The sequence below is a fragment of the Echinicola marina genome, from assembly GCF_020463795.1.
GTDB classification, from domain to species: Bacteria; Bacteroidota; Bacteroidia; order Cytophagales; family Cyclobacteriaceae; genus Echinicola; species Echinicola marina.
On sequence record NZ_CP080025.1, the window covers coordinates 3,981,391 to 3,994,808 of the forward strand.

The following is a 13,418-nucleotide window of genomic DNA, read 5'->3' on the forward strand; positions in this document are numbered from 1 at the left end:
CAGGACAGGATTAAATTGAACTTTAAAAAATGGAAAACAGAATTAAAATAGCTCATCAATATATCGAATTTTTGGAAAAAGGAGATTCAGATAAAATCATTTCATTATTTGCCGAAAAGGGTACAGTAGAGTCCCCATTGTATGGAAAAATGAAAGCTTCTGAATTTTACAAAGCCTTGCTTTCTGATACTACCCATTCAGTTTTGGAGCTAAAGGGAGTTTTTGAAGAGAAGGTCTCCAATAGCATCGCCTTGTACTTTAATTACAAATGGACATTGAAAAATGACGAGGTCGCTGATTTTGATGTGGTAGATATAATCGAATTTGACCAATCGGACGAGATACGATTTTTAAAGATAATATATGATACTGTTAAAAGCAGGGAGATAATGAACAGAATAAGGAATTGATCTGTAAAATCAGATAATTGCGGATTGATTTCCTGAAAAATAATGAGACGACTCGTTAAAGGCTAATTTAAATTTAACTATAACAGTAGACTGTGTGAAGGATGCTTCTTCATCCTAATATCCTTGGAATTTGTAATTCCCATGTCCGGATTTAATAATTGTTTCGAGATTGTTAAAACATCTAATATTTCCAAGAAATAATTTACCTGAAGACAAGGTATCCCTAAGACATCCCCTAGGTATATGGTAGAAAGATGTTAGGGAGAAGGGAAGCCGCAGCAAAGCGTATTGTCTATTGGATATGGGATTGCTTCACTACGTTCGCAATGACGTTTGTGGTGGGATTCTCCCTTCAGGGGGGCAGGGGGTGAGCGAAGGAAAGGGGGGGATGAGAGGGAGTGAAGAGGAGATATAGAGGGAACATCGAGGAGACGTAGTGGGAACGTCTAGGGAACGTCCAAATTTTATTTGGTGTTTTTTTGAATATAACGGTTTGAATTGTCCCCTCCTTTTTTGGACAAACAGTGCCAGTCCTTTCGGTTCAAGCCATACCAAATTTCCAGAGCAAATTTCTGTTCTAACGGTGTGATAGATCGACAGGTCTTACCGTTCAGAATATTTTCTTGCCAAGATGGGGCTTATTACTAGAGGATAAAGAAGCAAATAGATGAAATCGGGCTTACAAATGATAATTTGGGACTTTAAACATTCCATATTTAACCTATTTTTATTACGTTAGTCAAAAGCTGAAAAAACGATAGGAAGCATAAATGGAAATTAAAAAAGTAAATATTCAAGACATTGGAAAACTAAAAGAAATCGGAAAGTTGACTTTTGCCGAGACATTCTCTTCTGAAAACAGTGAAGAGGATATGAAAGAATATCTGGAGAACGGGTTTTCGACTGAAAAACTCACATCGGAACTGAAGGACCAAGGCGCTGAATTCTATTTTGCAGAACTTGACGACAAGGTGATTGGATATTTAAAAGTGAATATAGGACAATCACAAACCGAAATAAAGGATGAAAACGCACTCGAAATTGAACGGATCTATGTCCTTAAAGAATTTCACGGAAAAAAAGTCGGACAAATTCTTTACGACAAAGCAATTGAATTAGCCAAAGAAAAAAAACTAGATTATGTTTGGTTGGGTGTTTGGGAACAAAACCCAAGAGCAATTAGATTTTATGAGAAAAATGGATTTGTAGCATTTGACCAGCATATTTTCAAATTGGGAAATGATGAACAAACTGACATAATGATGAAACTAAAACTGAATTAAAAAGCAATGAAGTAAAAACTAGGCATTACGATGGCCGGAACGGTCAATCCTTCCAAAGCATGTAAACTTTTCTGGAGAACTCGGCCTAACCTTTGGCAAGTGATTCTGAATGCACAGTTGAACGAGTGGTACTGTGAAAGGTGTAATTAAGGTGAAAGCTTTTCCCGTTTTTCTCTATGAATATGGGGGATTACAGCTTTTAAGTTGTGATAGCATAATTTGAATGCAGAATATTTCCAAGAAAGAATTTGCCTGAAGACAAGGTATCCCCAAGACATCCCCTAGGTATATGGTAGAAAGATACTAGGGAGAAGTGAAACCGCAGGTGGGGGGGAGCTATGAGTATTGCGTCTTGAGATGGAAGGAAATAGCTGAGTAGGAGACTCAAGTTTAGGTAGCCCTGCAGCTGTGCGCGGTGGCGTAGCTCAGCTGTCAGGACAACGGATATAGTTTATTGGAGAAGCAATGTCGATGTTTAGGACGGGGATTTGAGAGGGAATAAAGAGGATATATAGAGAGAACATCTAGGGAACGTCCAAATTTTATTTGGCGGATATGGAAGGGGGAAAGGGTAGATAGTTTCTTGTTTCTGTTCATTGTAGGTATAGGAAATTGATTTGCGGCTCACTGATTGATCCATTTTCTAAATGTTTTTACCCTTTTCTGACTGATAGTTATTGGCTGGGGAGATTTTGGAATTAGTTCCAGTTTTAATTTTCCATACTCAGCAGGTTCAAAATGTCTGCAGGCATAATAATTGACAATAGTTTGACGGTTGGCCCTAAAGAAATCCTGATTTCCCAATAACTCTTCCAGTTCATCCAAGCTATAATTGCAGGTATATTTTTCTTGGTCCAAAGTTATTACCTGCACCAATTCCCCTACACGGAGAATATGACTGATTTTTGATTGTTGTAAGGGGATGTTTTTATGCCCAGAATGAACCACCAAAATATTTCTGGCCTTTCTTTCGCTTAATTGATTACTTGTCTTCAGGCCTATGAGGTAGAGGCAGGTATAATACAGGTTGACCAAAAGAACAAATATGCTTATTTGTGGATAAGAAAATCCTCCTTTGTCCAGGAGAATATTGGGGAAATAGGCCCGGACCAGCTTGGCCAGGTAGAGTTCTAGCAAAAGAGGACAGGCCAGCCCCAGGAATAATTGACTGAATGTTCTGGTAAAGGGTCTTGACCGCCAATCACTGACCTTGTCGAGATGTAAGGTTACCCTTAATATGAGCTCCATAAGGAGAAAGCAAAGCAGGGTATAAAGGCAGAAATTTATTAATGCTTCTGAGTAATGAAGGCCGATATATCCACTTAAGAAAGCCTTTTGTATGCATAGAAATAAGGCATAGGCTGCAGACAGTGATATCCTGAAATAAACATCATTGAATGGGTATTGAATTCTAGCCACAAAATATCCAGTTTAGATTGAAAAATATTCCCTGAGTGGTGAAGCTCCAAACAACAGTCCCAACTGGGCATAATAATTCGCCAGCATAGGGTTCTACTTCAGCAGTAATTGATCATACTTCACCGTATTTGTCATTATATACTCGAAATTCTAACGTTCAGTTCCGATAAATTTATGTTTCTACCAAAATCATTTTTTAAATAAAAAACGGAATACCATGAACATGAAAGAATTTTGTAATACCAAGTATGAGGAGATGATGGCCCAAATCAGAAAAATTCAGGATTCCCGATATCCTCCCATAAAGGAAGGAGAAGTAGGCTTTACTACGGTTAACCGCTTTATGTCCGAGTTAAAAGCTTATATCTTGGAAATGGGTTTTGATGACAAGGAAAGTGAAATCGCCTTTTTTAAGGAAACAAAGCCGAGGTTTGAGGCACATCAGATATTTTTTCGTGAATGCTTCCTCATCCAAAATAGTTTGCTGAACAATGATGAGAACAGAAGGGTGGAATTGCAGCAACAGCTGACGGTGATCAAAAAGCATTTCAGGAAACACCACTTTTTATACAGTTACTTCCGTCTGGAAAAATCCACTCTGGACCACTGGCTTTTTTTGCGCAATGTTCAGGAAATTCCTTTTATCACCCATCGCTCTATTATCCATATGGATACCCGCTTTGAAACGATAGGCAGCTACCGCTTTGCGAAGTTTCTCGCCTATGAACGCTTGAAAAAGGAAATAGAAAGGTTCCTGGAGAAAGACAATAATCCAATACACCTAAATGACCGTCCCTTGATCCAGTGGACAGGGCAGAAGGTACAGCTGGTGGAATTGCTATATGCCCTTAAGGTAGCCGGGGTATTCAATAATGGACAGGCAGAGCTTAAGTCGCTTGCAGAAAGCCTGGAAAAAATGTTTGGGGTGCAAATAGGGGATGTCTACCGCATATTCCAGGAAATACGCTTACGGAAAAAGGGCAGAACGGTGTTTTTGGACAGCTTGAAAGAGAAATTGGAAAGCTATATGGAGCAGGCGGAAGGGATGTGAGAATAAACATTGTAAAATTATTAACAGTTTCTATTTTCTTTTTAGGCTACTGAACGTAAGTTCTTCACTGATTCTTGCTAGTTTTGCGGCAGTTTTTCGGTTAAATTTTAGCACCTTATTGGTATGGTTTATTTATTATTTGTGATAGGCTTGGCCCTTTTGATAAAAGGTGCGGATTTTCTAGTGGATGGCTCTTCTTCCATTGCAAAAGAATTTCAAATTCCTGAATTGGTTATCGGGCTTACCATTGTTTCCTTTGGAACCAGCATGCCTGAACTGATAGTAAACTTACTGGCAAGTTTTAGTGGGAGTTCAGAACTTGCCGTGGGAAATGTCTTTGGAAGTAATATTGCCAATGTACTTTTGATTCTTGGCGTGGCGGCCTTGATCAAACCCTTGCCGATACAAAGAAGTATTTATTATACAGAAATCCCAATATCTTTGGCGGCTACGTTTATGGTGGGATTTCTTGCCAATGCCAATCTTTTTCTGGATATTCCAGGGCTATCATTGAGTCGTGCTGATGGCGGTATCCTGCTTTTTTTCTTTGGCCTTTTCATGGCCTATATCTATGCGGTTTCTAAATCCAAAAGTGGCCAAATGGATATGGCATCTTCAGATGCTACTATGGAATTATTGCCAAGAGCTAAATCAGTTATATATATAATAGGTGGTGTATTGGCACTTTTCCTAGGGGGTAAATGGGTGGTGGATGGTGCCGTGGAAATTGCCACTCTTATGGGACTAAGTGAAACATTCATTGGCCTAACTGTAGTGGCCGTGGGTACATCCCTTCCCGAACTGGTGACTTCTGCTGTGGCAGCTAAAAAAGGCCAAGCGGATATTGCAGTTGGCAATGTAGTAGGTTCCAATATTTTTAACATTTTATGGATTTTGGGACTTAGTGCGTTGATTCAGCCCTTGCCTTTTACAGTAGTGTCCAACATGGATATATTAGTAGTGGTATTCTCAAGCACCTTACTGTTACTTGCGGTAATATTTGGACGTGAATCCAAAGTCAATCACTGGCATGGTCTTTTTTTTCTTTTATGTTATGTGCTTTACTTGATATTCTTGGTCAAAAGAGGATAGGCAAGTCATTACTCCATTTTATATGCAGAACTGGCTGTTTGTGAATTTAAATAAGATGGTTTACTCCTATAAATGGTCGTTTTGTTAGCTACTTTTTTTATGACCAATGTATTTTTTTTAAAAATTAGAGACGTGATTTTTTGTCCCATGTAGGGTACAACTTGTGAATTTTTTATTGCTGCCTTTTTGAGATTTGATGCATCATCAAACCAAAAAGGATATGATCGATGGGTTTATCAGCAGTACTGAATTTTGGAGGACAGTAGGTATTTTTCTTGCCCTTTACTATTGCATTGTGCTGGCCTTAGTCTTTGGTCCCGCTTTACTGTACGCTTGTTGGAAAAAGATCAGCAAAACCAAAGGTCGGAAAGGGGAGCCTTCCAATTCGGAATTCTGCAAAGCCTTCCAGGAATACGCCCACGTATACCAAAGTTTAGGGTCTCCCCAATTCAATCAGGGACGACTGCTCATCCCATCCCATATCCAATTGGATTTGCTTTTAAAACAACCCTTCTGCCGTGCGGTGGAAAGGGAGTCCTCATCATCTAAACCCTCTTAATATGTTCAACAAGCAATTCAAAAAGCTCCTGCTTTGTGCCTTGCTGCTAGGTCTTTCCCTATCGGTAATGGGCCAGGATGGTAATGCCGGAATCATGGAAGCCACGACCAAGGTGCGAAGTTACTTTCAGTCCGGAGTCAACCTGATGTATGCCATCGGGGCCATTGTAGGGCTGATCGGCGCGGTAAAAGTGTTCAACAAGTGGAATTCCGGGGAGCCGGATACGGGAAAGGTGGCAGCGGCCTGGTTCGGAAGCTGTGTGTTTTTGGTCATCGTGGCCACAGTACTGACCAGTTTCTTCGGCTGATATGGCAGGAAAACATTATACCATCAACAAAGGGGTAAACCGGCCCATTTCCTTTAAGGGACTTCAGGCGCAGTATATCCTTTACCTGGGCGTCGGTCTGGTAGTGTTACTGCTGCTGTTTGCCATCAGCTACGTATTGGGCATTTCCTTTTGGCTTTCCGGGACCGCATGTGGATTTATGGGCTACCTGCTGTTTGAAACAGTCTTCAAACTGAACAGGAAATATGGACGGTATGGCCTAAAAAAGCGTCTTGCCCGGCACAAACTGCCCATGGGCATCAAGGTGCGTGACCGGGGATTTGTCAGAAAGCTAAAACAGAAGGAAAATGGATAGGATATTGGAAAAAGAAATGGCCGGTATCTTTCCCATCCGAAAGGTGGAAAAGGATTTTCTGATTTCCGCTTCAGGGGATGTCACGGCAGGATTTGAAATCCTGCTTCCCGAGATATTTACCCTTGATGGGCAGGGCTACTCATCGCTTCAGTCCACCTGGTCAAAGGCCATAAAGCTCCTGCCGGAAGGATGGGTGCTCCATAAACAGGACTGGTTTACAAGAATGGGTTTTGATGGATTGATCGGGAAAGAGGAAAGCAGCTTTCTTGACAGGAGCAGTCAGCTGTTCTTCCATGAAAGGCCCTACCTGGCGCACCGCTGTTTTGTCTATGTTACCATGCCCAAAAAAGGAAAGCGGCCATTGGATGCAGCGTCCTCCAACCTGATTGCGCCCCATCTGCTGTCCAGGGATTTATTGGATGAAAAAAGACTGGAGGCCTTTGAAAATGTGCTGGGCCAATTCTGCCACCTTCTGTCGGACGCGGGCATGGAAATCCAGAAAGTACTGAGCGAAGATTTCTTGGGAAATGTCCATCAGCCCGGGATTTTGGAAAGATACCTTTTTCTAAATCCCCAAGGAAAAAGGCCATGGGTCAGGGATATAGGAATAAAACCCAGACTGACCATTGGTCCAAATGAAGTGCAGCTCTTTACCCTATGTGAGCTCGACAGGCTTCCCAATACCATTGCCGACCAAACGGCCTTTGAGACCTATAGCTCGGACAAGCATCCCTTTGCCATCGGACAGGCTGCCCCATTGGGACAGTTACTGCCCCTGGACCATATCTATAACCAGTATGTATTTATTGAAAACAAACAGGAGGTATTCAAAAAGCTGGAAAGCAATGCCCTGAGGATGCAGAGCCTTGCCAATTACAGCAGGGAAAACCAACATTCATTCCAGGCCATTCAGGATTACCTGAATGAAAGCATCAAGGAGGGAAGCCTTCCGGTCAGGGCGCATTTTAACCTGCTGTGCTGGACGGATCGCCCAGAGGCCATCAGGGAGATTCGCAATAAGGTGGGGGCGGCATTTTCCAAATTGGATGCGGTGGCCAAGGAAGAAAGCCTCAGCGCTCCGCAGCTGTTTTGGGCAGGAATACCCGGCAATGCCGGTGCACTGCCCTCCAATGAAACCTTCTTGACTTTCGGAAAGCAATCCGCCTGCCTATTCAATATGGAAACGGGCTATATCTCCAGTCCTTCCCCCTTTGGCATCCGCCTGGGAGATAGGCAGACAGGAAGACCCGTTAATGTGGACTTGTCGGATGAACCGATGAAAAGGGGCTGGATTACCAATCGAAACAAGTTTATCCTGGGCCCATCAGGAAGTGGCAAGAGTTTCTTTACCAATCATATGGTGCGGAGTTATCACGCCCAAGGGGCACATGTGGTGTTGATCGATGTGGGACATTCCTATAAAGGGCTCTGCGATCTGGTCGGCGGTTATTATTTTACCTATGAGGAAAATAATCCCATCCGTTTCAATCCCTTTTATCTGGGGGGAAGGCCATTGGATACAGAAAAGAAGGAAAGCATCAAGACCTTGCTGCTGGCCCTTTGGAAAAAGGATGACGAGACCTTCACGCGCAGTGAATATGTGGCCATTTCCAATGCCCTGGGGACATATTATGAAAGCCTTGGGAAAGACGATTTCCCTTGTTTTGACAGCTTTTTTGAATTCTGCTCGAAAGAGTTCAAGGCTGACCTAAAAGGAAAGGGGGTAAAGGAAAAGGACTTTGATATCGACAATTTCCTTTATGTGCTCAGGCCCTATTACAGGGGCGGGGAATTTGACTACCTGCTCAATGCCCGTGAAAACCTGGACCTGCTGGAGCAAGGCTTTATTGTCTTTGAACTGGACAATATCAAGGACCATCCCATACTGTTTCCGGTAGTGACCCTGATCATCATGGAGATCTTTATTTCCAAGATGCGGAAACTTAAAGGGGTGCGCAAGATGATCCTGATTGAGGAAGCATGGAAGGCAATTGCCAAGGAGGGCATGGCGGAATATATAAAGTACCTCTTTAAAACGGTCAGGAAGTTTTTTGGGGAGGCAGTGGTGGTCACCCAAGAGGTAGAGGACATCATCTCCAGCCCTGTAATCAAACAGGCCATTATCAATAATTCTGACTGCAAGATACTTCTGGATCAGTCCAAGTACCGTAACAAGTTTGACGGGATCAGGGAACTGCTGGGCCTGACCGATAAGGAAACCATGCAGATCATGTCCATCAACAAGGCCAATGAACCAGGCAGGAAGTACAAAGAGGTCTTTATTGGCCTTGGGCCGGTAAGCAAGGTATACAGGACCGAGGTGTCCCCAGAGGAATACCTCAGCTATACCACGGAACAGACCGAGAAAATGAAGGTAAACGAGATGGCAAAGGCCATGGGTGGAAACCTTGAAAAAGGCATTGCTGCCATGGCCGCCGAAATGAAAGGAGATACTATATGAAAAGGACAAAAGTACTGAAAATAGGATTACTGGCCGGACTGCTGTGTTTTGGGGCTCCCCAAATGCCCCGCACGGATGCGGCAGTGCCGGCCTATATATTGGAGATCATCAGGCAAGGGGTGAAAAAGGCCATTGTGGCCATCGACCTTAAGATCCAAAGGCTACAGAACAATACCATCTGGCTGCAGAATGCCCAAAAGGTACTGGAAAACACCCTGAACAAGCTCAAGCTGGAGGAGATCTCAGATTGGGCTGAAAGACAAAAGGAGCTTTACGGGGACTATTACGAGGGACTCTGGAAGGTGAAAAGTGTCCTGACCCAATACCAAAAAGTCAGAGACATCGCAAAAATGCAGGGGCGTCTGGTAACCGAATACCAAAAGGCCTGGGGAATCATTGTGCGCAGTGGGAACTTCAGCCAAAAGGAGCTGCAGTGGATGGAAAAAGTCTACCTGGGCATCCTTGATCATTCAGTGCAGAACCTGGAGGAAGTGACCGGGGCCATCAATGCTTTCCAACTCAAGATGAGTGATGGCGAACGGCTGATGATCATCGACAGGGTGGAAAAGAAAGTGCGCTTTAACCTGACGGACCTGATGCGCTTCAATGAACGGAACCTTTTGATCAGCAGGCAGCGGTCCTATGCCAAAGGGGAAATCAAAACCTTAAATGATATTCACCATGAAAAGGATTAGCCTGTTGCTCCTATTGCTGATGGCCATGCTGGATGTTCATGGCCAAACCTTTAAGGAGTGGTTCAGCCAAAAAAAGACCGCCAAAGAGTACCTGGCCAAGCAGGTGGTAGGCCTTCAGCTGTATATTGGCTATGCCAAGGAAGGCTATGAAACCCTGCGTTGGGGATGGAATACGGTCCATCAGCTCAAGGACGGGGAGTTTCGTTTGCACGGTGATTTCTTCAGGGGACTGGCAAGGGTCAGTCCAGATGTGGCCAAGTATGAAAGGATTCCCCAATTCATTGACCTGCAGATAAGGTTGGTGAAAAATATCAAGACTTCCCGGAAACTGTTCGCTGCCCATGAAGGCATCAAAAATGGGGAAAGACTTTACCTGGACAAGGTATTTGAGCACGCATTGTCCATTGCCTCCGATCTTTTGGAGGAACTGATGTCCGTGGCACTACAACCGGGACTGAAATTGGATGAGGCGGAGCGGCTGGCCATCATCGATGATGTCTATTTAAGGTTGCAGGAGCTCAACGGGTTTATAAGGGCCTTTAACCAGGAGAATTATCAACTGCTCCGTCATAGGGCCTGGGAAGCAAGGGATACCAAAACGATCCAATCACTTTATAAACTGCATACACCATGAAAAAACAAGGTTTAAAATTTCTGCTACTGGGGCTTTTGTTTTTGGGTCCCAATTTGAGCAAAGCTCAAGTAGGAGAATCTGCCCAGTTGCTGCTCAATGTTGAAAAGCTCAGCCAGTTCAAACAGATACTCAATGATATGTACAAGGGATATCAGACCCTGAGCAAGGGCTATAATATGGTCAGGGATGTAGCATCCGGTAACTTCTCACTGCACAAGGCTTTTATCGATGGACTTTCGGCTGTCAGTCCAGTAGTCAAAAGGTACCATAAAGTAGGCCAAATCATCCACTACCAAAAGATCATTTTAGAGGAGTACCAAAGGGCCAACCGGCAATTTATGGCAAGGGGCAACTTTAACAGGGAGGAAATTGAGTACTTGGCCCTGGTCTATAGGAACCTGCTTGATATGAGTGCCAGGAACATGGAGGAACTGCTACTGGTCATCACGGGCGGAAAGCTGCAGATGAGCGATGAGGAAAGGATGGCGGCCATTGACCGGATCTTTGATGATATCAAGGACCGCTATGTATTCCTGCGGGTTTTCAATAATGAGGCCGCGGTACTCAACCTCCAACGTAAACGGGCGCATGGAGCAAACAATACCCTAAAAAACCTTCAGCCATGAGGTATTGGCTATTGATTCTTGCCATGTTGGTTTCCCTTTCGGCCTCGGCCCAAGGAATCAGTGGTGGAGCCGGAGGCTTGCATGAGGTATTGGAAGAGCTCTATGCCGAAATGATCCCCTTGGCCTCCGACCTGATCGGCGTGGGCAGGGGCATTGCCGGTTTTGCAGCCATTTTCTATATCGCCAGTAGGGTATGGGGCCATATTGCAAGGGCGGAGTCGATTGACTTTTATCCCTTATTACGGCCTTTTGCCCTGGGTATGGCCATCTTGCTTTTCCCCTTTGTGCTTGATGTTATGAACGGGGTGCTGAGCCCACTGGCCAGCCATACTGGCAATATGGTGAAGAATTCCAATGTGGCCATCGACCGGCTGTTGGCAGAAAAACAAAGGGCCATTGAGGCCACTGAATACTGGGAAATGTATGTGGGGGAAAGCGGTAGCGGTGACCGTGAAGGCTGGTATGAATATACCCATCCTGAGGGAACAGAGGAAGGCTTCTGGGAGGGCCTCGGCAATGATATACAGTTTGCCATGGAAAAGGCCTCGTTCAATTTCTCCAATTCCATCAAAAAATGGATGAGCGAGGTACTGGAAGTCCTTTACCAAGCTGCGGCCCTATGTATCAATACCATCAGGGTGTTCTACCTGATCATCCTGTCCATACTGGGCCCCATAGTTTTTGGACTCTCGGTATTCGATGGTTTCCAGCATAGCCTGAAATCATGGCTGGCAAGGTACATCAATGTGTACATGTGGCTGCCCGTGGCCAATATTTTTGGGGCCATTATTGGGCGCATCCAGGAGGAGATGATCAGAATCGATATTGGACAAGTGGAGAATGCGGGCAAGACCTTTTTCTCATCCACCGATACGGCCTATTTGATCTTTCTGGTCATTGCCATTATCGGTTATTTTACTGTCCCCTCGGTGGCCAATTATATTGTCTATGCCGCGGGGAGGGATACGCTATTGCACAAAACCAGCAGCATGGTGACCAAAGCTCCCGCCACTGCCGCCAAATCCTTGATCTGATATGTTCAACTACTTTACCAATATCGAAACGGCCTTCCAACATGTGAAGCGCTTTAGCCTGGTCCTGTCGCTTGGGGCTATCGCAATGGCACTGGGAAGTATCTGGCTCTCCTATAGGTTCCAACAGCAGGCTGCAGAAAGGGTGTATATCCTGATGGATGGAAAGGTACTGGAAGCAGTGGCCTCTGATAGAAAGTCCAATATCAAAATAGAGGCCAGGGAGCATGTAATTCGCTTCCACAGCCATTTCTTTTCCCTCTCTCCCGATGAGGAGCAGATAAATGAACAATTAGGGAAGGCCTTTTATCTGGGTGATGGCTCTGTTCAGTCGGCCTATCAGGTACTCAAGGAACAGGGCTATTATAACCGCTTGGTTACAGGGAATATCCATCAGGAGCTGAGCGTGGACAGCATCGCCCTTGATATGGCCCAAAGACCTTACAGCTTTTGGTTTTATGGCAGGCAAACCATTACCCGCCCCACCTCCAAGTTGACCCGGAGCCTAGTTACCAAAGGGCAACTGAGGGAAGTGGCCAGGTCCATCAACAATCCCCACGGATTCCTGGTCGAGCAATGGGAAACACTTGAAAACAGGGATATCAAAATAGAAAAAAGATGAAAGCAATATTAAACGTACCAAGGGTACACCGCCAATACCGGGTGTATGCCCAATTCCTTTTGGGACTGCCCAAAACTATTGCAGGGGTTCTGAATACCTGGGAGGGGAGACTGCCCCCTAAAATCAGGATCATCACCTGGTTCGTGCTACTGCTCAGCTGGTCGGAAACCCTACTTGTCCAGGCCTATCAGGGCAGTAAGATCGAAACCATGGCCATTACCATGGACAGGGGACCGGATGAATTATGGTCCCTGGCAGATTCATTATCATATAACTCCAAAACAAAAAAATATGAAAACGATCAACACTAAACATCGCATTATTTTACTCGTACTGCCCCTCTTTGTACTGCCTTTCATTCTGGCATTCTCATGGGCCAAACAGGAGTGGTCCACAGCGGGACCAAGGCAAAAACTTCAATTGAATACTGAGCTGCCGCAGGCACAATTGGAAGAAAGGACCCTGAACAAAATGGAGCTTTACCAGCTGCGGGAGAAGGAAGCCAAAAGGCAAAGGGAACTGATCCGGATGGATCCCTACAGGCAGGATAAACCGGAGGAGGAAACCCAATCCCTTCAACTTCCCTTGGGATTAGATGGCAAGGGTGCAGGATTGCAGGAGAAAGAAACCCTTCTTTTGGACAAATTGGAGCAATTGCAGGGAGAACTTAGTCGTCCGGAACCCGAACCAAGTAAGGTAAGGGCCAGCACCCAAGTACTTTCCAAAAGGCAGCCAAGTGTGGATATCTCCCAGGATGTAAAACAACTGGAGGAGCTGATGGACAGGATGCATCCCAGTGGTCCTGATCCTGAACTGGAGCAACTTGAGGGGATGCTGGATAAAATTTTGGATGCCAGCACCCTGAGAGGGTAAGGAGCAGGTTTAAGGAAAAAG

Annotated in this window: 16 protein-coding genes; 15 read left to right on the plus strand and 1 reads right to left on the minus strand. The window is 44.6% G+C overall.

The annotated features are described in order from the left end of the window. Nucleotides 1-29: 29 nt before the first annotated feature. Nucleotides 30-410: a nuclear transport factor 2 family protein gene (locus KZP23_RS15915; protein WP_226332777.1), complete on the plus strand. Its 381-nt coding sequence runs from the start codon at nucleotides 30-32 to the stop codon at nucleotides 408-410. 770 nt (nucleotides 411-1,180) lie between these two features. Then, complete coding sequence (locus tag KZP23_RS15920) at nucleotides 1,181-1,693, plus strand: GNAT family N-acetyltransferase (protein WP_226332778.1); 513 nt, start codon at nucleotides 1,181-1,183, stop codon at nucleotides 1,691-1,693. Between the two features lie 624 nt (nucleotides 1,694-2,317). Here the strand turns inward: KZP23_RS15920 and KZP23_RS15925 are convergent. After that, the gene (locus KZP23_RS15925) at nucleotides 2,318-3,112 is read right to left on the minus strand and encodes a LytR/AlgR family response regulator transcription factor (RefSeq protein WP_226332779.1); all 795 of its coding nucleotides are present in this window, start codon (nucleotides 3,110-3,112) and stop codon (nucleotides 2,318-2,320) included. Between the two features lie 217 nt (nucleotides 3,113-3,329). Between KZP23_RS15925 and KZP23_RS15930 the strand changes: the two genes are divergently transcribed. The 13 genes from KZP23_RS15930 to KZP23_RS15990 all read left to right on the plus strand — a co-directional run bounded on the left by KZP23_RS15930 (nucleotide 3,330) and on the right by KZP23_RS15990 (nucleotide 13,397). Continuing rightward, nucleotides 3,330-4,163, plus strand: coding sequence for an RteC domain-containing protein (locus tag KZP23_RS15930; protein WP_226332780.1), 834 nt, complete (start codon nucleotides 3,330-3,332; stop codon nucleotides 4,161-4,163). A gap of 123 nt (nucleotides 4,164-4,286) precedes the next feature. Next, nucleotides 4,287-5,255: a calcium/sodium antiporter gene (locus KZP23_RS15935; RefSeq protein WP_226332781.1), complete on the plus strand. Its 969-nt coding sequence runs from the start codon at nucleotides 4,287-4,289 to the stop codon at nucleotides 5,253-5,255. Between the two features lie 220 nt (nucleotides 5,256-5,475). Then, the gene (locus tag KZP23_RS15940; RefSeq protein WP_226332782.1) at nucleotides 5,476-5,814 is read left to right on the plus strand and encodes a hypothetical protein; all 339 of its coding nucleotides are present in this window, start codon (nucleotides 5,476-5,478) and stop codon (nucleotides 5,812-5,814) included. A 1-nt stretch (nucleotide 5,815) separates the two neighbouring features. Beyond that, nucleotides 5,816-6,121: a DUF4134 domain-containing protein gene (locus KZP23_RS15945; RefSeq protein ID WP_226332783.1), complete on the plus strand. Its 306-nt coding sequence runs from the start codon at nucleotides 5,816-5,818 to the stop codon at nucleotides 6,119-6,121. Between the two features lies 1 nt (nucleotide 6,122). Next, nucleotides 6,123-6,455 carry a DUF4133 domain-containing protein gene (locus tag KZP23_RS15950; RefSeq protein WP_226332784.1) on the plus strand — a complete coding sequence of 111 codons (333 nt, stop codon included), beginning with the start codon at nucleotides 6,123-6,125 and terminating at the stop codon, nucleotides 6,453-6,455. After that, on the plus strand, nucleotides 6,448-8,916 hold the full coding sequence (locus tag KZP23_RS15955; RefSeq protein ID WP_226332785.1) for a TraG family conjugative transposon ATPase: 2,469 nt from the start codon (nucleotides 6,448-6,450) through the stop codon (nucleotides 8,914-8,916). The genes KZP23_RS15950 and KZP23_RS15955 overlap by 8 nt, the downstream gene beginning before the upstream one ends. Continuing rightward, entirely contained in the window at nucleotides 8,913-9,611 is a 699-nt protein-coding gene (locus tag KZP23_RS15960; protein WP_226332786.1) for a conjugal transfer protein TraI, read from the plus strand. Before KZP23_RS15955 ends, KZP23_RS15960 begins: the two co-directional genes overlap by 4 nt. After that, nucleotides 9,598-10,245, plus strand: a complete 648-nt coding sequence (locus KZP23_RS15965) for a hypothetical protein (protein ID WP_226332787.1) — start codon at nucleotides 9,598-9,600, stop codon at nucleotides 10,243-10,245. Before KZP23_RS15960 ends, KZP23_RS15965 begins: the two co-directional genes overlap by 14 nt. Next, entirely contained in the window at nucleotides 10,242-10,871 is a 630-nt protein-coding gene (locus KZP23_RS15970; RefSeq protein WP_226332788.1) for a TerB family tellurite resistance protein, read from the plus strand. Before KZP23_RS15965 ends, KZP23_RS15970 begins: the two co-directional genes overlap by 4 nt. Then, nucleotides 10,868-11,905 carry a conjugative transposon protein TraJ gene (gene traJ / locus KZP23_RS15975; RefSeq protein WP_226332789.1) on the plus strand — a complete coding sequence of 346 codons (1,038 nt, stop codon included), beginning with the start codon at nucleotides 10,868-10,870 and terminating at the stop codon, nucleotides 11,903-11,905. Before KZP23_RS15970 ends, traJ begins: the two co-directional genes overlap by 4 nt. Before the next feature lies 1 nt (nucleotide 11,906). Next, entirely contained in the window at nucleotides 11,907-12,524 is a 618-nt protein-coding gene (gene traK / locus KZP23_RS15980) for a conjugative transposon protein TraK (protein WP_226332790.1), read from the plus strand. Further along, nucleotides 12,521-12,835, plus strand: coding sequence for a hypothetical protein (locus tag KZP23_RS15985; RefSeq protein ID WP_226332791.1), 315 nt, complete (start codon nucleotides 12,521-12,523; stop codon nucleotides 12,833-12,835). Before traK ends, KZP23_RS15985 begins: the two co-directional genes overlap by 4 nt. Next, a complete protein-coding gene (locus KZP23_RS15990; protein ID WP_226332792.1) occupies nucleotides 12,816-13,397 on the plus strand; it encodes a hypothetical protein in 582 nt (193 codons plus the stop codon). The genes KZP23_RS15985 and KZP23_RS15990 overlap by 20 nt, the downstream gene beginning before the upstream one ends. Nucleotides 13,398-13,418: the final 21 nt, after the last annotated feature.

Excerpts from the sequence above, each read along its gene's own strand:
- KZP23_RS15915 (WP_226332777.1), top strand. The coding sequence starts at position 30 with ATGGAAAACAGAATTAAAATAGCTCATCAATATATCGAATTTTTGGAA.
- KZP23_RS15920 (WP_226332778.1), top strand. The coding sequence starts at position 1,181 with ATGGAAATTAAAAAAGTAAATATTCAAGACATTGGAAAACTAAAAGAA.
- KZP23_RS15930 (WP_226332780.1), top strand. The coding sequence starts at position 3,330 with ATGAACATGAAAGAATTTTGTAATACCAAGTATGAGGAGATGATGGCC.
- KZP23_RS15935 (WP_226332781.1), top strand. The coding sequence starts at position 4,287 with ATGGTTTATTTATTATTTGTGATAGGCTTGGCCCTTTTGATAAAAGGT.
- KZP23_RS15940 (WP_226332782.1), top strand. The coding sequence starts at position 5,476 with ATGATCGATGGGTTTATCAGCAGTACTGAATTTTGGAGGACAGTAGGT.
- KZP23_RS15945 (WP_226332783.1), top strand. The coding sequence starts at position 5,816 with ATGTTCAACAAGCAATTCAAAAAGCTCCTGCTTTGTGCCTTGCTGCTA.
- KZP23_RS15950 (WP_226332784.1), top strand. The coding sequence starts at position 6,123 with ATGGCAGGAAAACATTATACCATCAACAAAGGGGTAAACCGGCCCATT.
- KZP23_RS15955 (WP_226332785.1), top strand. The coding sequence starts at position 6,448 with ATGGATAGGATATTGGAAAAAGAAATGGCCGGTATCTTTCCCATCCGA.
- KZP23_RS15960 (WP_226332786.1), top strand. The coding sequence starts at position 8,913 with ATGAAAAGGACAAAAGTACTGAAAATAGGATTACTGGCCGGACTGCTG.
- KZP23_RS15965 (WP_226332787.1), top strand. The coding sequence starts at position 9,598 with ATGAAAAGGATTAGCCTGTTGCTCCTATTGCTGATGGCCATGCTGGAT.
- KZP23_RS15970 (WP_226332788.1), top strand. The coding sequence starts at position 10,242 with ATGAAAAAACAAGGTTTAAAATTTCTGCTACTGGGGCTTTTGTTTTTG.
- traJ (WP_226332789.1), top strand. The coding sequence starts at position 10,868 with ATGAGGTATTGGCTATTGATTCTTGCCATGTTGGTTTCCCTTTCGGCC.
- traK (WP_226332790.1), top strand. The coding sequence starts at position 11,907 with ATGTTCAACTACTTTACCAATATCGAAACGGCCTTCCAACATGTGAAG.
- KZP23_RS15985 (WP_226332791.1), top strand. The coding sequence starts at position 12,521 with ATGAAAGCAATATTAAACGTACCAAGGGTACACCGCCAATACCGGGTG.
- KZP23_RS15990 (WP_226332792.1), top strand. The coding sequence starts at position 12,816 with ATGAAAACGATCAACACTAAACATCGCATTATTTTACTCGTACTGCCC.